The following is a 15266-nucleotide window of genomic DNA, read 5'->3' as shown; positions in this document are numbered from 1 at the left end:
GAGCCTTGATGAGCCGTATCGCCTTCACCAGCGCCAGCCTGCCGGCGCGCAAGCGCATCGCCCTGGTGGCCCACGACCACTGCAAGGGTTTTCTGCTCGACTGGTGCGAGCGCCAGCGCGACAAGCTGGCGCGTCACGAGCTGCTGGCCACCGGCACCACCGGCCTGCTACTGAGCAGACGCCTGCAGCTGCCGGTGGAAAGCATGATCAGCGGCCCGCTGGGCGGCGACCAGCAGCTCGGCGCACGCATCGCCGAACGCCGCGTGGACATCCTGGTGTTCTTCTGGGACCCCTTCGAACCGCAGCCGCACGACCCGGACATCAAGGCGCTGCTGCGGGTCGCCGCGGTGTGGAACATCCCGGTGGCGTGCAACGAAAGCAGCGCCGACTACCTGCTTAGCAGCAGCCTGCTGGAGCAGCAGCACGAGTATCGCATTCCGGACTACCAGGCCTATCTGGCGGCCCGCGGGTAGGGTGTCGCGGGGCCGCCTAGGCTGTGCGCCCCCGCGAGATGCAGGTGCGCACGGCGCACCCTACGTGAAGCATCTGACGGCTGGGGGGCCGCTAGAAATCCACCTTGCCCCGCCCCGCCTTGATCGCCCCGCGCTTGCTCTTGCCGTCCAGGCGGCGCTTCTTCGAGCCCAGGGTCGGCTTGGTCGGGCGGCGTTTCTTTTCCACCTTGCCGGCACTGCGGATCAGCTCGGCCAAACGCTCGAGGGCGTCCGCGCGATTCTGTTCCTGGGTGCGATACTGCTGCGCCTTGATGATCACCACGCCATCCGCGGTGATGCGACTGTCGCGTAGCGCCAGCAGGCGCTCCTTGTAGAACGGCGGCAGCGAAGAGGCCTGGCTGTCGAAGCGCAGGTGCACGGCGCTGCACACCTTGTTGACGTTCTGCCCGCCGGCGCCCTGGGCGCGAATGGCGCTCAGCTCGATTTCCTCGAGCGGCAGATGCACGGCATTGGAGATGATCAGCATGGTTCAGGTCCGCGTTGTCGAACGGGCAGGATAACCGCTGGCGCTGTAATCTTTGCTTGAAATTTCCCCGCAGCGCCGCTGCGCAGGCTCGGCTAACGTAGCGGCCTGCATTCACGCGAGAGCAACCGATGGATTCGATAACCCAGGCCGTGCTCGGCGCCAGCATCCAGGGCGCCCTGCTCGGTCGCTGGCAGGGGCGCAAGGCATTGCTGTACGGTGCCGCCCTCGCCACCCTGCCCGATCTGGACGTGGTCATCGATTACGGCGATGCCGTGGGCAACATGACCTATCACCGCGGCTTCAGCCACTCGCTGTTCGTGCTCAGCGGCCTGGCGCTGCTGCTGACCTGGCTGATCAGGCGTTACCGCCCTCACCCCGGCTATTCGGACCGACGCCTGCTCCTGACGCTCTGGCTGGTGCTGATCACCCACCCGCTGCTGGATGCCTTCACCAGTTACGGCACCCAGCTGTTCTGGCCGCTGATGCCGACACCCACGGCCTGGTCCAGCCTGTTCATCATCGACCCGCTGTACACCCTGCCGCTGATTGCCGCCGTGGTGATCAGCCTGTTCACCGGGCTGCGCGAGAACAGCTGGCGCATCCCCAGCGTTGCCCTGGCGGTGTCGACGCTCTACATCGGCTTCAGCATGGCCGGCAAGTTCATGGCCGAGCAACGCGTGGAAGCCGAACTGGCGCGTCAGGGCATCCAGGCCGAGCAGCTGTTCGTGACCCCGACGCCGCTCAATACCCTGTTGTGGCGCGTCATCGTGCTGGACGGCGAGCACTACCACGAAGCCCTGGTCGGCTGGCTGGATGCCGCGCCGCCGCAGCTGCAGCGCCTGCCGCGCGGGATCGAGTTGCGCGAACAGTTGCTCGACTCGCCCAAGCACCAGCGCCTGGCCTGGTTCAGCAACGGCGTGTTGCGCTACGACCAGATAGGCGACCGCCTGATCGTCACCGACCTGCGCCTGGGCATGACCGGCTTCCACCCGTTCCGCTTCGACTTCGCCCGTCTGCAGGATGGCCAGTGGCAGGTACACGAGCATGTCGATCGCCTGCCCTTCGAGCGCGGCGAGCCGGCTCACCTGGCCCTGCTGCTCAAGCGCATCTGGCAACCGGACCTGGATATTCCCCTGCTGGCCTGGGCCGCAGAGCTGGAAAAACCGCTACTGACTGAGACTCGCTCGCACTGAGAGGTTACTATCGGCGTCCACTCACCGAGGCAGGACGCCTGCAATGCTGTTTCGCCGTTTCGAGTCGTTGATCGACGTTTTCAAACCCAGCCCGGATGTCGCGCCACCCGAGGGCATGCTGCGCTTCTACGGTCATTACCTGAGACAGGTCTGGCCGCTGATGCTCGCCGTGCTGATCGTCGGCTTCGTCGCCGCGGTGATCGAAGTGGCGCTGTTCAGCTTCCTCGGGCAGTTGATCGACATGGCCCAGGCCAGTACGGATGCCGGCAGCTTTTTCGCCGAGCACCAGAGCGAGTTGCTGTGGATGGTGTTGGTGGCGCTGGTCATCCGCCCCCTGGTGTTCGGCCTGCACAACCTGCTCACCCATCAGGCGGTCAACCCTGGCCTGACCAACCTGATCCGCTGGCAGAACCACCGCTACGTGCTCAAGCAGAGCCTGAGCTTCTTCCAGAACGACTTCGCCGGTCGCGTCGCCCAGCGCGTGATGCAGACCGGCCCGTCGCTGCGCGACTCGGCCATGCAGGTGATCGACGCGCTGTGGCACGTGGTGGTCTACGCCGGCAGCGCGCTGTACCTGTTCGCGGCCGCCGATCTGCGCCTGGTGATACCGCTGGCCCTGTGGATCGTCGGCTACAGCGCCGCTCTCTGGCACTTCGTGCCGCGCATCAAGGCGCGCTCGGCAGCCGCCTCCTCGGCGCGCTCCAAGGTCATGGGCCGGGTGGTGGACGGCTACAGCAACATCGCCACGCTCAAGCTGTTCGCCCACTCCCAGGAAGAAGAGGGCTACGCCCGCGAAGCCATGCAGGAGCTGCTCGACAAGTTCCGCCTGCAGTCGCGCACCATCACCGCCCTGGACTTTCTCATCACCTGCCTGAACGGCGTGCTGATCGTCGGCACCGGCGCCCTGGCGATGTGGCTGTGGAGCCAGTCGCTGATCACCACGGGCGCCATCGCCCTGTCCCTGGGGCTGGTGATCCGCATCAACAACATGGCCGAGTGGATCATGTGGGTGGTCAACGGCATCTTCGAGAACGTCGGCACCGTGCAGGACGGCATGCAGACCATCGTCCAGCCGCGCCAGGTGCTCGACCGCGCCGATGCCCGGCCAATCCAGGTGCGCGAGGGCGGCGTGCGTTTCGAGGACATCCACTTCCACTACGGCAAGCGCGGCGGCGTGATCGCCGGCCTCAGCCTGGACATTCGCCCCGGCGAGAAGATCGGCCTGGTCGGTCCCTCCGGCGCCGGCAAGTCGACCCTGGTCAATCTGCTGCTGCGTCTGTACGACCTGGAGAGCGGGCGCATCCTGATCGACGGTCAGGACATCGCCGAGGTGACCCAGGAAAGCCTGCGCGCCAATATCGGCATGGTGACCCAGGACACCTCGCTGCTGCACCGCTCGATCCGTGACAACCTGCGCTACGGCAAGCCGGACGCCAGCGAGGAGCAGCTCTGGGAGGCCGTGCGCAAGGCCCGTGCCGACAACTTCATCCCGACCCTGGACGACAGCCAGGGTGGTCGCGGCATGGATGCCCAGGTCGGCGAGCGTGGGGTCAAGCTGTCCGGCGGTCAGCGTCAGCGCATCGCCATCGCCCGCGTGCTGCTCAAGGACGCGCCGATCCTGGTGCTGGACGAAGCCACCTCGGCGCTGGATTCGGAAGTCGAGGCGGCCATCCAGGAAAGCCTGGACAGCCTGATGGAGGGCAAGACGGTGATCGCCATCGCCCACCGCCTGTCCACCATCGCACGCATGGATCGGCTGGTGGTGATCGATCAGGGGCGCATCGTCGAGACCGGCAGCCACGCCGAACTGGTCGAACGCGGCGGTCTGTATGCGCGCCTATGGCAGCACCAGACCGGCGGTTTCGTCGGGGTGGAATGAAACCCACGCAATAGGGTGCGCCGTGCGCACCGAGAAGATCAGCCGTAGCCCCGGATTAGCCGCAGGCGTAATCCGAGTACCGGAAGCGGCCAAGGGGTCTGGTGCGCACGGCGCACCCTACGGTTCCGGGCTACAGCATTGGTCAGCCGAACATCACTCCGCTGCCGGCTTCTTGCGCTTGAGCGGCGCGCTGCCGTCCTCGCTGACCAGTGCCGACGGCTTGCCGGCCGGGCGCGGTCCGGTCTTGCGCTTGGGCGCAGCGGCCTTCTTCGGGTCCTTCTTGTCGGTCTTTTTCTTCTTGCTGCCAGCGGCCTTGCCCGAAGCCTTGAGGTTCTTCGGCCCCTGGTAGCTGCCCTTGAGCTCCTTGATGGTACGGCGCTCGAAACGCTGCTTGAGGTAGCGCTCGATGCTCGACATCAGGTTCCAGTCGGTGTGACAGATCAGCGAGATGGCCAGACCTTCGCCACCGGCGCGGCCGGTGCGACCGATGCGGTGCACGTACTCGTCGCCCGAACGCGGCATGTCGAAGTTGATCACCAGATCCAGGCCGTCGACATCCAGTCCGCGCGCCGCCACGTCGGTGGCCACCAGCACCTTGACCGCGCCCTGGCGCAGGCGCTCGATGGCCAGTTTGCGGTCTTTCTGGTCCTTCTCGCCGTGCAGCACGAAGGCCTTGACCCCGGCCGCCACCAGCTTGCCGTAGAGACGGTCGGCCTGCACCCGGGTGTTGGTGAAGACGATGGCCTTGTCATAGGTCTCGTTGGCCAGCAGCCAGTCGACCAGTTGTTCCTTGTGATGGTTGTGGTCGGCGGTGATGATCTGCTGACGGGTGCCCTCGTTGAGCTGGCTGACGCTGTTGAGCATCAGGTGCTGCGGCTCCTTGAGCACCTTGGCGACCATCTCGCGCAGGCCATTGCCGCCGGTGGTGGCGGAGAACAGCAGGGTCTGATGCGGGCCGCAGGCTTCGGCCAGGCGCTGGGCGTCCTCGGCGAAACCCATGTCGAGCATGCGGTCGGCCTCGTCGAACACCAGCACCTCGACATCGCCCAGCGGCAGGTTGCCGGCATTGGCATGCTCGATCAGACGCCCCGGCGTGCCGATCAGGATGTCGATCTTGCGCATCATCGCGGCTTGCACCTTGAAGTCCTCGCCACCGGTCACCAGGCCGGCCTTGAGGAAGGTGAACTGGGCGAAGCGCTCGACTTCCTTCAGCGTCTGCTGGGCCAACTCGCGGGTCGGCAGCAGGATCAGCGCGCGAATGCTCACACGCTGCTGCGAGTTGCCGTCACCGAGCAGGCGGTTGAGCATGGGCAGAACGAAGGCCGCCGTCTTGCCGCTGCCGGTCTGGGCGATCACCCGCAGGTCCTTGCCCTCCAGCGCAGGAGGAATCGCTGCCGCCTGCACCGGGGTGGGCTCGACGAAGTTAAGCTCGGCCACGGCCTTGAGCAGGCGTTCATGCAGGGCGAATTGGGCAAACACGGGGGCACTACCTCGAAAGATCGACAAAACGGTGCATAGCCTAACGGTTTCCGGCGTCCGGGCCGAGCTTCTTTGCGGTGGGAGGCGTCTCGAGGTTGCGAAGCGGTGCCGTGCGGATGGTCTAATTGGCCCTTTCAGATGCTTCGAAAGGTAAATCACCCCATGGACATGGACGAACTGCTCAGCCAACCACAGGAACTGCTCAGCCGTTTCGAGCAGTATCCCTGGCTCAGCGCAGCGGTAGGGCTCCTGGTGCTGCTGCTGAGCGCGCTGGTGGCCGGACGCCTGGCGCGCTTTCTGATCCTCCATTCGACCCGCCTGCTGGCACGCCAGCCGGCCCTGTTCTGGATCGAGCATCTGCGCCGCAACAAGGTGTTCAATCGCCTGGCACAGATGGTGCCGTCGCTGGTGGTGCAGTTCGGCCTGGTGCTGGTACCCGATCTGAACGATCAGGCCGAGCACTTCCTGCGCAACCTGGCGCTGGCCTTCACCCTGCTGTCGCTGACCCTGGCGCTCAATGCGCTGCTCAACGCCCTGCTCGATCTCTATGCAGGCACCCCGCATGCGCGTACCCGCTCGATCAAGGGTTACGTGCAACTGGCCAAGATGCTGCTGTACGTGTTCGCCGCCATCGTCATCGTCGCCACCCTGATCGACCGCTCGCCCTTGCTCCTGCTGTCCGGCCTGGGTGCGATGTCGGCGGTGATCCTGCTGGTGTACAAGGACACCCTGCTGTCGTTCGTCGCCGGCGTGCAGCTGACCAGCAACGATTCCCTGCGCGTCGGCGACTGGATCGAGATGCCCCAGGTCGGCGCCGACGGCGATGTGGTGGACATCACCCTGCACACGGTCAAGGTGCAGAACTTCGACAAGACCATCGTCTCCATTCCCACCTGGCGCCTGATGGCCGAGTCGTTCAAGAACTGGCGCGGCATGACCCAGGCCGGTGGCCGACGGATCAAGCGCAGCCTGTATCTGGACGCGGGCCTGGTGCGCTTTCTCGATGACGCCGAGGAGCAGCGCCTGAGCGACGTGCGCCTGCTCGCCGATTACCTGGCGCGCAAGCAGGCCGAACTGCGCCAGTGGAACGCCGAGCACAAGGCCGAGAACGGCCCCTCGGCCAACCGCCGGCGCATGACCAACATCGGCACCTTCCGCGCCTATGCCGAGGCGTACCTCAAGGACCATCCGCAGATCCGCCAGGACATGACCTGCATGGTGCGCCAGCTGCAACCCGGAGCCGAAGGTATCCCGCTGGAAATCTACTGCTTCACCGGCACCACCAACTGGCTGGAGTACGAGCGCATCCAGAGCGATATCTTCGATTACCTGCTGGCCCTGCTGCCGGAGTTCGACCTGGCGCTGTATCAGCAGCCTGCCGGCAACGACCTGCGCCAGGGCCTGCAGGCTCTGGTTCAGCGACTTCCGTCACAAGCGCAAACGGCGCAGCAGGCCCGGGATTGAACCGGAACGGCGGTTGGGTTTCCAATGAGCATGGCGCCATCGCAGGAGTACCGACCATGCCAGCCCGATCCCGCACCACCCTTTGCCTCGGCCTCAGCCTGCTGCTGGCCGCCTCCCCACTGCTGGCCAGCCCGCCGCCAGGCAAGGGCAAACCGGGCGGCGGCCATGACGGCGTGCAGATCGATCTGCGCGGCCCCACTGTCGATGTCGGCCGGGTGCGCATCATCCTCGGCGAAAACCGGCAACTGATCGGCCCGACCTCTTCCCTGCCGCCCGGTATCGCCAAGAACCTGGCCCGCGGCAAGCCACTGCCACCGGGCATCGCCAAGAATTTCGACAGCCGTCTGAGCGCACGCCTGCCCTACTACGAGGGCTACGAGTGGAAACAGATTGGCCGCGACGTGGTGCTGGTGGCCATCGCCACCGGCATCGTCTACGAAATCCTGCGCAACGTGCTGGACTGAGCCTGCGGGCGCCTGCCGACAAACGGTACGGCGCCCGCAGAACTTGTCCCTGCGGCACCGTTCCAATTCTCAGATGGCCTGCCGAGGTGACATCATGACCCCCACGCTGATCTATCACGTCACAGCCAGTCTCGATGGCTACATCGCTCGCCCCGACGGCCGCCTCGATTGGTTCGATACGCCGCGTCAGCCGGACGAGGAGTACAGCTTTCAGTATTTCTACGCGGGCATCGACGCGCTGCTGATGGGCCGCGGCACCTATGAAGCGCTGCTCAAACGCGGCGGCCCCTGGCCCTACCCCGGCAAGCCCTGCGTGGTACTGACCCGCCTGGAGCTGCCGCGCGCCGGCGATGAAGTGCAGCTCACCCATTGCACCCCGGCGCAGGCCGTTGGCGCACTGAGAGAAGCCGGATTCCAGCGCATCTGGCTGGTCGGCGGCAGCCTGCTGGCGGGCAGCTGCTACACCGCCGGGCTGATCGATGAGGTGGTGATCAATCTGGTGCCGCATCTGCTCGGTGCCGGTATTCCCCTGCTGGCCACCGGCATGGAGCGCAGCCTGACGCTGAGCGAGCAGCGCCCCTTCACCAGCGGCATGGTGCAGTTGCATTATCAGGTGAAGAAACAGGCCAGCCAGCTCACCCAGATTCCCACCCCGCGCAGCACGGCCGCCTGATCAGCGCTCGAGCTGCTGCTTGCGCAGCAGCCGGGCACTGTCCCAGCCCACCAGCAGCACCGCCAGCCAGATCGGCAGGTAAGTCAGCCATTGCCCGGCATCGAAGCGCTCGCCCAGCACCAGCAGGGCCACGGCGAACAGCAGCACCGGCTCGACATAGCTGAGGATGCCGAACAGCCCCATTGGCAGCAGCCGGCTGGAGGCCATCATCGCGGCAAACGCCAGGGTGCCGATCAGCGCCATGCCGGGCACCAGCAGCCAGAGCGCGGTCCTGCCCTCGAAGGCGCCGGCCGGCCCGTATGCGAGGATCAGCCAGATGGCCAGGGGCGCCAGCATGAGCATTTCCAGCACGAAGCCGGACAGGGCATCCAGGCGCATCCAGCGGCGCAACATGAAATACGGCGGATAGCCCAGCGCGGTGACCAGCGTCAGCCAGGAAAACGCCTGGGTGCGCCAGAGCTCGTGCAGCACACCGACCACGGCGCAAGCCACCGCCAGCTGCTGCAGCGGGCGCAGGCGTTCGTTGTAGAACAGCCTGCCGGCCAGCACCATGGCCAGGGGCAGCAGGAAGTAGCCCATGGACACTTCCAGCATGCGCCCTGCCAGCGGCGCCCAGAGAAACAGCCCCCACTGCACGCCGATCAGCACGGCCGCCACGGGCCAGGCCGCCACCAGCAGCGGCTCGCGGCGCAAACGGGCGAAGGTCTCACGCAGCAGCGCGCCCTGTCGGGTCAGCAACACCAGCAACAGCACCAGGGGGATCGACCAGAGCACGCGCTGGGCGAAGATCTGAATGCCGTCCAGCGGGGCCAGCAGCTGCACGTAACCCGGTAACAGCGCGAACAGCACCGAGGCGCCGACCGAAAGCGCCACCCCTCTGCCCGACAACAGCATCAGAACACCTCGCCGCGCACGCGACGCGCCTGGCCAAGCTTCAGCAATGGCAACGACGCGGCGATCACCGCGCCGCCCAGCGCCAGGCGCAGCAGGTCGGCATCATGGTTCCACAACAGCAGGTTGACCAGCAGACCGGCCGGCACCAGCGCATTGTTCATCACCGCCAGCGTGCCGCCATCCACCAGGCTGGCGCCCTTGTTCCACCAGTACAGCCCCAGGCCGGACGCCACCACGCCCAGCCAGCCGAGCACACCCCACTGCAGCGGGGTGACCGGCAGGCGCTCGGCATTGCCCAGTAGCAGGAAGGCAGGCAGCGCCACCAGCAGCGCGCCGAGATAGAAGAAGCCGAAGCGTCGATACTGCGGCTCGTCCGAGGGATGCCGCAGCAACAGGTGCTTGTACAGCACCTGACCGGCAGCGAAGGTGAAGTTGGCCACCTGCAGCAACAGGAAGCCGAGCAGAAAGCCGCTGCTGATGCCGTCGTAGCGAATGATTCCGGCCCCCAGCACCGCCACCGCGGCCGCCACCAGCGCCCAGGGGTTGAAACGGCGGTTCAGCGCATCCTCGATCAGGGTCACGTGCAACGGCGTGAGGATGGTGAACAGCAATACCTCCGGCACGCTCAGCACCGAGAAGCTCAGGTACAGGCAGACGTAGGTGATGCCGAACTGCAAGGCGCCGATGACCAGCATGCCGCGCACGAAGGCCGGCGCGTGACCACGCCAACGGGTCAGCGGCACGAACAGCAGGCCGGCGATGACGATGCGCGTCAGCACCGCGAAGTAGCTGTCCACCCTGCCGGCCAGGTACTCGCCGATCAGGCTGAAGGAAAAGGCCCACAGCAGGGTGACGATCAGCAGATAACGCATCGGGTACTCCGGGTCGAACGCGGGCCGGCACCATAGCCCAGCCAGGCGGCAACGGCCATATCAGTGTCGCTGCGTCTCAACCTCGTGTCGCAACTGATCGCCCATCAGGCTGCGCAATTGCTCGGCCTGATCCTCATCACTGGCGCTCTGGTCGATGATGATCTCCACGCGTCGGTTCAGGGCGCGCTGCTGCGCCGAATCGTTGGCCACCCGCGGCCGGGTATCGGCGAAGCCCTTGACCTCCAGCCGCTGCGGCTCGAGCGCGGGATTGAGCAGCAGCGCGTTGGCCACCGCCGAAGCGCGTGCGGCGGACAGGTCCCAGTTGGAGCGAAAGCGCGCGGTGCTGATCGGCACATCGTCGGTGTGTCCCTCGACGGTCAGGGTACCGGGTATCTCCACCAGCAGCTCGCTCATGCCCAGCAGCATGTCCTCAAATGCCGGCGTCAGCTCGGCCGAACCGGAGGCGAAGGAGCCGCGCTCCTCGACCCGCAGGATGATCCGCCGCCGCTCCTCGAGCAGTTGCAGACGCCCCTCGCTCAATTCGCTCTGCAGCAATTGCTGCAGGGCGGCGACGCTTTCGCGCACCTGCTGGTCGACCTGGGCCTCGGCACGCGCCAGCAGCTCGGCCTCGGCATCGCCGCGCAGGGTGTCGAGCTGCGGGTCCTGGGTGGTGGTCTGCTGACGAATCTCCTGCACCTCGGTGGGCTCCGGCTTGCCGGGGGAGAACTTGTCGAATACCGGGCTGGTACCCAGCGGCACTTCCAACGCCGGCACCTCGCGCTGCACGCCGAAGGCCTTGGCCAGCTCGCCGGCAATCTGCTTGAAACGCTGCGCATCGATCTCGGAAAACGACAGCAGCAGGACGAAGAAGCACATCAGCAGCGACATCAGGTCGGCGAAGGTCATGACCCAGGCGGGCATCGCCCTGGCTTCCTCTTCAGGCAACTCCATGGCTCTCTCCTACCCCGATTTATCGGCCTGCAGTTCGCGCTTCGAAGGCGGCAGGTAGCTCTTGAGCATCTGCTCGATGATGCGCGGGTTGACGCCGTCCTGGATGGCCAACAGGGCATCTATCCACAACGCCTGCATGCGCGCCTCCTCGCTGCTGCGCAGGCTCAGCTTGTCGGCCAGCGGCAGGCAGATCATGGTCGCCATCATGGCGCCGTAGAGGGTGGTCAGGAGCGCCACGGCCATGGCCGGGCCGATGGATTTGGGGTCTTCCATGTTCGACAGCATCTGCACCAGGCCCACCAGGGTACCGATCATGCCCATCGCCGGGCCGACGTCGCCCATGGCGGAAAACACCTTGGCCCCCTCGCGATTGCGCTCGAGGGTCAGCACCCGCTCCTTTTCCAGAAAGGCGCGAATGGTGTCCTGCCCCTGGCCGTCGATCATCAGCTGTACGCCAGCCGACAGGAAGGGCGAGCTGAAATCGCGCCCCTCCAGCGCCAGCACGCCCTCCTTGCGCGCCACCTGGGCGATCTCGACCATCTCGCCAATGCAGCTTTCCACTGACGGCAAACGGAAACGAAAGGCCCTGGCCACCACCTTGAAGGCGCCGAGAAACTGCCCGAAGCTGAATTTCACCAGCACCACGAACAGGCTGCCGACCACCACGATAAGCAGCGACGGCACGTTGAAGAACACCTCGCTGGATGCTCCGAGAATAATCGCCGCGCCGATCACCACCAAAGCACCCACCAGACCGATCAGCGTCGCCAGATCCACCGTTTTTCCCCCAGCCTTGCGCAGCACGACCGCAGCAACGGTCGCCAGATAGATTGATGATTGGACGAGTATCGGCCAGAGCGTCGATTTATGAAGACGCAGAAAAACAATCTAGCGCAATCTGCCGCTGATGAGGCTCAACGGCACAGGGGAATCGAGCGGGGCGCGTCCAGGCTGGTGAACGCGCCCGCTCAAGGGAAGGGAGATAGCGGAGGGATCAGGCTACTTCAGCCAGCTTGGCCTTGGCCTGGGCCAGGCCCTTCTCGCTGAACTCGGCGCCCATGTTCAGACCTTCGGCGTGGATGAACTGCACCTCGTGGATGCCGATGAAGGCCAGTGCCTGACGCAGATAGGGCTCCTGATGATCCAGCGCACCACCGGCATAGATGCCACCACGCGCGGTGAGGACGAAGGCACGCTTGCCGCTCAGCAGCCCCTGCGGCCCGGTTTCGGTGTACTTGAAGGTGACGCCGGCACGCAGCACATGGTCGAGCCAGGCTTTCAGGGTGCTGGGAATGGCGAAGTTGTACATGGGCGCAGCCAGCACCAGCACATCGGCAGCCAGCAACTCATCGGTCAGCTCGTTGGAACGCGCCAGCGCCGCCTTTTCCGCGTCGCTCTGCTGCTCGCTCGGGGTCATCCAGCCACCCAGCAGGGTGGCATCCAGATGCGGCAGCGGGTCGCTGGCCACGTCGCGGACCTGAACCTGATCGGCCGGATGCGCGGCCTGCCAGTTGGCGATGAATTGCTGGGTCAGTTGGCGGGAAACCGAGCCCTGCTGACGGGCGCTGCTTTCGATAACCAGAACACGGGACATGTTTGAGACTCCATCGAGGTAGGGGTAAGTCGATGGAGTGAAGACTAGAACCGGCCAAGCCGATTAAAAAGCGCAAATATCCGCTTACATATATCGAAAAAGTTGATTTGTAGGGCGCCCAAGTCTAGGCTTTGCCTACTTGAGGCCACAGGTCAGGCTGATGCGCAGGCGAATCACGCTGCGCGTGAACTTGACCGTCATGTTGTTGCTGGCGCCCGGTGCCAACAGGGTTCGCCGTGTGCGCGGTGCCTCGGGGCCGTTGCGGAACACCGCGCTGCACTCGGCCTCGCTCTGGCCGTAGTTGTAGAGCATCAGCGCCGCCATGTTGTGGTCGATTTCCTGGGTGCTGGCCGACACCTCGGCACCGTTGAGCTGCTTCTCCAGCTCGATGGGGTAGGCCTGGGCCCCCAGCGGCAACAGGACGAACAACAGGCAGAAGATTTTTTTCATCGGCGCTCTCCAACGTGGGAGCGCCAGTGTAGGTCGAGATCGCCGACGATAACAGCCGGCAACAGGACAGTGTGATGAAAGCTCCCCGCGTAACTCTGGATCAGTGGCGCACCTTGCAGGCAGTGGTGGATCAGGGCGGTTTCGCCCAGGCCGCCGAGGTGCTGCACCGCTCGCAGTCCTCGGTCAGCTATACCGTGGCGCGCATGCAGGAGCAGCTCGGCGTGCCGCTGCTGCGCATCGATGGGCGCCGGGCGGTTCTTACCGAAGCCGGCGACGTGCTGCTGCGCCGCTCGCGGCAACTGGTCAAGCAGGCCAGCCAGCTGGAAGACCTGGCCCACCACATGGAGCAGGGCTGGGAAGCCGAGGTGCGCCTGGTGGTCGATGCGGCCTATCCCACCGCCAACCTGGTTCGTGCCCTGTCGGCCTTCATGCCGCAGAGCCGCGGCTGCCGGGTGCGCCTGCGCGAGGAGGTGCTCTCAGGCGTCGAGGAAGTGCTGCTCGAAGGTACCGCCGACCTGGCCGTCAGCGCGCTGAACATCACCGGCCACCTGGGTATCGAACTGGGCGAAGTGGAATTCATTGCCGTCGCCCATCCGGAGCATCCGTTGCATCGCCTGCAACGCGAGCTGGGTTTTCAGGATCTGGAGGGCCAGATGCAGGTGGTCACCCGCGACAGCGGCCGCCTGCAGCCGCGCGACGCCGGCTGGCTGGGCGCAGAGCAGCGCTGGACGGTGGGCAGCCTGCCTACCGCGCGCACCTTCGTCAGCAGCGGCCTGGGCTTCGCCTGGCTGCCGCGCCACCTGATCAGCCGCGAGCTGCAGGAAGGCCTGCTCAAACCCCTGCCGCTGGCACAAGGCGCCGTGCGCAAGCCACGCTTCTTCCTCTACAGCAACAAGGAGCGCGTACTGGGCCCGGCCACGCAGATTCTCATCGAACTGATCAAGAACTTCGACGCGGCCCCTCTGGACGCCGCCTTCGCCGCCCCGCAGTCGCCCAACTGAGAACCCGGCCATGCCCTACTTCGACAACGACGGTTGCCAGCTGCACTACGAGGACTATGGCCACGGCGCCCCGCTGCTGCTGGTGCATGGCCTGGGCTCGAGCACCCGCGACTGGGAATACCAGGTGCCCGTGCTCAGCCAGCATTACCGGGTTGTGGCGCTCGACGTTCGCGGCCATGGCCGCTCGGACAAACCGCACGAGGCCTATCGCATCGCCGACTTCGCCGACGACGTGGCCGCGTTGATCGAGCATCTGCAGCTGCCGCCGGTGCACCTGGTGGGGATATCCATGGGCGGCATGATCGGCTTCCAGCTGGCGGTCGACCACCCCGAGCTGCTGCGCAGTCTGACCATCGTCAACAGCGGCCCGGAGGTCAAGGCGAAAAGCCCGCGCGACTGGCTGGAAATCGGCAAGCGCTGGACCCTGTCGCGCCTGCTCAGCCTGGAAACCATCGCCAAGGCGCTGGCCAAGCTGCTGTTCCCCAGGCCCGAGCAGGCCGAGCTGCGGCGCAGGGTCGAGGAGCGCTGGCCGCAGAATGACAAGCGCGCCTACCTGGCCAGCCTCGACGCCATCATCGGCTGGGGCGTGCGGGAACGGCTGAAGCGCATCACCTGTCCTACCCTGGTGATCACGGCCGACCAGGATTACACCCCGGTCAAGCGCAAGCGCGAGTACGTCGCAGAAATACCCGATGCACGCCTGGTGGTGATCGAAAATTCGCGCCACGCCACACCACTGGATCAACCCGAACGTTTCAATACCGTCCTGCTCGCCTTTCTTGGCGAGACTGCCAACAAGGAAAACTGACCATCATGCTCAAGCAACTCGTTCTCGCCACCGGCGCCCTGCTGCTGTCGTCCAGCCTGCTGGCCGCGGAAAATCCCAAGGTGCTGCTGACCACCAGCCTGGGTGAAGTGGAAGTGGAGCTGGCCGCCGACAAGGCACCGATCAGCACGCAGAACTTTCTCAAGTACGTCGACAACGGCTTCTACAACGGCACCCAGTTCCACCGGGTGATTCCCGGCTTCATGGTGCAGGGCGGTGGCTTCGATGCCGACATGCGCCAGAAGGACACCGATGCGCCGATCAAGAACGAGGCCGACAACGGCCTGCACAACGTGCGCGGCACCCTGGCCATGGCACGTACCCAGGTACGCGACTCGGCCACCAGCCAGTTCTTCATCAATCACAAGGACAACGCCTTCCTCGACCACGGCTCGCGCGACTTCGGCTACGCCGTGTTCGGCAAGGTGACCCGCGGCATGGACGTGGTGGACAAGATCGCCCAGGTGCCCACCAGCAACCGCGGCATGCACCAGAACGTGCCACGCGAGCCGGTGCTGATCATCGAGGCCAAGCGTCTGTAAAAACGT

Annotated in this window: 17 protein-coding genes; 9 read left to right on the top strand and 8 right to left on the bottom strand. The window is 65.5% G+C overall.

The window, feature by feature from the left end; all coding sequences use genetic code 11:
* Nucleotides 1-8 precede the first annotated feature (8 nt).
* Nucleotides 9-473, top strand: a complete 465-nt coding sequence (locus tag L1F06_RS06600; RefSeq protein ID WP_129483508.1) for a methylglyoxal synthase — start codon at nt 9-11, stop codon at nt 471-473.
* 91 nt (nt 474-564) lie between these two features.
* Here L1F06_RS06600 and arfB read toward each other — a convergent pair whose 3' ends face one another.
* A complete protein-coding gene (gene arfB / locus L1F06_RS06595; RefSeq protein ID WP_129483507.1) occupies nt 565-978 on the bottom strand; it encodes an alternative ribosome rescue aminoacyl-tRNA hydrolase ArfB in 414 nt (137 codons plus the stop codon).
* A 128-nt stretch (nt 979-1106) separates the two neighbouring features.
* On the opposite strand from arfB, the gene L1F06_RS06590 reads away from it, so the two are divergent.
* A complete protein-coding gene (locus L1F06_RS06590) occupies nt 1107-2171 on the top strand; it encodes a metal-dependent hydrolase (RefSeq protein ID WP_003241744.1) in 1065 nt (354 codons plus the stop codon).
* Nucleotides 2172-2214: 43 nt separating this feature from the next.
* Nucleotides 2215-4050: an ABC transporter ATP-binding protein gene (locus L1F06_RS06585; RefSeq protein ID WP_129483506.1), complete on the top strand. Its 1836-nt coding sequence runs from the start codon at nt 2215-2217 to the stop codon at nt 4048-4050.
* A gap of 153 nt (nt 4051-4203) precedes the next feature.
* Here the strand turns inward: L1F06_RS06585 and L1F06_RS06580 are convergent, their stop codons facing one another.
* Nucleotides 4204-5529 (bottom strand): DEAD/DEAH box helicase, encoded by a 1326-nt coding sequence (locus tag L1F06_RS06580; RefSeq protein ID WP_003241740.1) that lies wholly within the window; start codon nt 5527-5529, stop codon nt 4204-4206.
* A 162-nt stretch (nt 5530-5691) separates the two neighbouring features.
* Here L1F06_RS06580 and L1F06_RS06575 point away from each other — a divergent pair, with 162 nt between their 5' ends.
* The 3 genes from L1F06_RS06575 (at nt 5692) to L1F06_RS06565 (ending at nt 8130) form a co-directional block, all read left to right on the top strand.
* Nucleotides 5692-6993: a mechanosensitive ion channel family protein gene (locus tag L1F06_RS06575; RefSeq protein ID WP_129483505.1), complete on the top strand. Its 1302-nt coding sequence runs from the start codon at nt 5692-5694 to the stop codon at nt 6991-6993.
* Between the two features lie 56 nt (nt 6994-7049).
* Entirely contained in the window at nt 7050-7457 is a 408-nt protein-coding gene (locus L1F06_RS06570; protein WP_129483504.1) for an anti-virulence regulator CigR family protein, read from the top strand.
* A gap of 94 nt (nt 7458-7551) precedes the next feature.
* Nucleotides 7552-8130 (top strand): dihydrofolate reductase family protein, encoded by a 579-nt coding sequence (locus L1F06_RS06565; protein WP_003241735.1) that lies wholly within the window; start codon nt 7552-7554, stop codon nt 8128-8130.
* Here L1F06_RS06565 and rarD read toward each other — a convergent pair whose 3' ends face one another.
* From rarD to L1F06_RS06535, 6 genes are all read right to left on the bottom strand, one after another.
* Nucleotides 8131-9024 carry an EamA family transporter RarD gene (gene rarD, locus L1F06_RS06560; protein ID WP_096827126.1) on the bottom strand — a complete coding sequence of 298 codons (894 nt, stop codon included), beginning with the start codon at nt 9022-9024 and terminating at the stop codon, nt 8131-8133.
* Nucleotides 9024-9896 carry a carboxylate/amino acid/amine transporter gene (locus L1F06_RS06555; protein ID WP_012017918.1) on the bottom strand — a complete coding sequence of 291 codons (873 nt, stop codon included), beginning with the start codon at nt 9894-9896 and terminating at the stop codon, nt 9024-9026. Before L1F06_RS06555 ends, rarD begins: the two co-directional genes overlap by 1 nt.
* Nucleotides 9897-9956: 60 nt before the next feature.
* A complete protein-coding gene (locus tag L1F06_RS06550; protein ID WP_129483503.1) occupies nt 9957-10847 on the bottom strand; it encodes a flagellar motor protein MotB in 891 nt (296 codons plus the stop codon).
* 9 nt (nt 10848-10856) lie between these two features.
* Nucleotides 10857-11624 (bottom strand): flagellar motor protein PomA, encoded by a 768-nt coding sequence (pomA, locus tag L1F06_RS06545; protein ID WP_003241728.1) that lies wholly within the window; start codon nt 11622-11624, stop codon nt 10857-10859.
* A 217-nt stretch (nt 11625-11841) separates the two neighbouring features.
* Nucleotides 11842-12441 carry an FMN-dependent NADH-azoreductase gene (locus L1F06_RS06540; RefSeq protein ID WP_012017916.1) on the bottom strand — a complete coding sequence of 200 codons (600 nt, stop codon included), beginning with the start codon at nt 12439-12441 and terminating at the stop codon, nt 11842-11844.
* 135 nt (nt 12442-12576) lie between these two features.
* Nucleotides 12577-12891 carry a hypothetical protein gene (locus L1F06_RS06535; protein ID WP_003241724.1) on the bottom strand — a complete coding sequence of 105 codons (315 nt, stop codon included), beginning with the start codon at nt 12889-12891 and terminating at the stop codon, nt 12577-12579.
* A 74-nt stretch (nt 12892-12965) separates the two neighbouring features.
* Here L1F06_RS06535 and L1F06_RS06530 point away from each other — a divergent pair, with 74 nt between their 5' ends.
* From L1F06_RS06530 to L1F06_RS06520, 3 genes are read left to right on the top strand one after another with little or no spacing between them, the layout of a single operon-like run.
* On the top strand, nt 12966-13892 hold the full coding sequence (locus tag L1F06_RS06530; RefSeq protein WP_003241722.1) for a LysR family transcriptional regulator: 927 nt from the start codon (nt 12966-12968) through the stop codon (nt 13890-13892).
* A gap of 10 nt (nt 13893-13902) precedes the next feature.
* Nucleotides 13903-14700 (top strand): alpha/beta fold hydrolase, encoded by a 798-nt coding sequence (locus L1F06_RS06525; protein ID WP_129483502.1) that lies wholly within the window; start codon nt 13903-13905, stop codon nt 14698-14700.
* 5 nt (nt 14701-14705) lie between these two features.
* The gene (locus L1F06_RS06520) at nt 14706-15260 is read left to right on the top strand and encodes a peptidylprolyl isomerase (RefSeq protein ID WP_129483501.1); all 555 of its coding nucleotides are present in this window, start codon (nt 14706-14708) and stop codon (nt 15258-15260) included.
* Nucleotides 15261-15266 lie beyond the last annotated feature (6 nt).

It is taken from the genome of Pseudomonas hydrolytica (assembly GCF_021495345.1).
Classification (GTDB): Bacteria; Pseudomonadota; Gammaproteobacteria; order Pseudomonadales; family Pseudomonadaceae; genus Aquipseudomonas; species Aquipseudomonas hydrolytica.
Note: the sequence above shows the minus strand (reverse complement) of the source record. Positions and strands in the feature narration are given on the sequence as shown.

What these genes read in the sequence shown, in the direction of transcription:
- L1F06_RS06600 (WP_129483508.1), top strand. Translation starts at nt 9, where the DNA reads ATGAGCCGTATCGCCTTCACCAGCGCCAGCCTGCCGGCGCGCAAGCGC.
- L1F06_RS06570 (WP_129483504.1), top strand. Translation starts at nt 7,050, where the DNA reads ATGCCAGCCCGATCCCGCACCACCCTTTGCCTCGGCCTCAGCCTGCTG.
- L1F06_RS06540 (WP_012017916.1), bottom strand. Translation starts at nt 12,441, where the DNA reads ATGTCCCGTGTTCTGGTTATCGAAAGCAGCGCCCGTCAGCAGGGCTCG.
- L1F06_RS06530 (WP_003241722.1), top strand. Translation starts at nt 12,966, where the DNA reads ATGAAAGCTCCCCGCGTAACTCTGGATCAGTGGCGCACCTTGCAGGCA.
- L1F06_RS06590 (WP_003241744.1), top strand. Translation starts at nt 1,107, where the DNA reads ATGGATTCGATAACCCAGGCCGTGCTCGGCGCCAGCATCCAGGGCGCC.
- L1F06_RS06520 (WP_129483501.1), top strand. Translation starts at nt 14,706, where the DNA reads ATGCTCAAGCAACTCGTTCTCGCCACCGGCGCCCTGCTGCTGTCGTCC.
- L1F06_RS06575 (WP_129483505.1), top strand. Translation starts at nt 5,692, where the DNA reads ATGGACATGGACGAACTGCTCAGCCAACCACAGGAACTGCTCAGCCGT.
- rarD (WP_096827126.1), bottom strand. Translation starts at nt 9,024, where the DNA reads ATGCTGTTGTCGGGCAGAGGGGTGGCGCTTTCGGTCGGCGCCTCGGTG.
- L1F06_RS06555 (WP_012017918.1), bottom strand. Translation starts at nt 9,896, where the DNA reads ATGCGTTATCTGCTGATCGTCACCCTGCTGTGGGCCTTTTCCTTCAGC.
- L1F06_RS06525 (WP_129483502.1), top strand. Translation starts at nt 13,903, where the DNA reads ATGCCCTACTTCGACAACGACGGTTGCCAGCTGCACTACGAGGACTAT.
- L1F06_RS06550 (WP_129483503.1), bottom strand. Translation starts at nt 10,847, where the DNA reads ATGGAGTTGCCTGAAGAGGAAGCCAGGGCGATGCCCGCCTGGGTCATG.
- L1F06_RS06585 (WP_129483506.1), top strand. Translation starts at nt 2,215, where the DNA reads ATGCTGTTTCGCCGTTTCGAGTCGTTGATCGACGTTTTCAAACCCAGC.
- arfB (WP_129483507.1), bottom strand. Translation starts at nt 978, where the DNA reads ATGCTGATCATCTCCAATGCCGTGCATCTGCCGCTCGAGGAAATCGAG.
- L1F06_RS06535 (WP_003241724.1), bottom strand. Translation starts at nt 12,891, where the DNA reads ATGAAAAAAATCTTCTGCCTGTTGTTCGTCCTGTTGCCGCTGGGGGCC.
- L1F06_RS06565 (WP_003241735.1), top strand. Translation starts at nt 7,552, where the DNA reads ATGACCCCCACGCTGATCTATCACGTCACAGCCAGTCTCGATGGCTAC.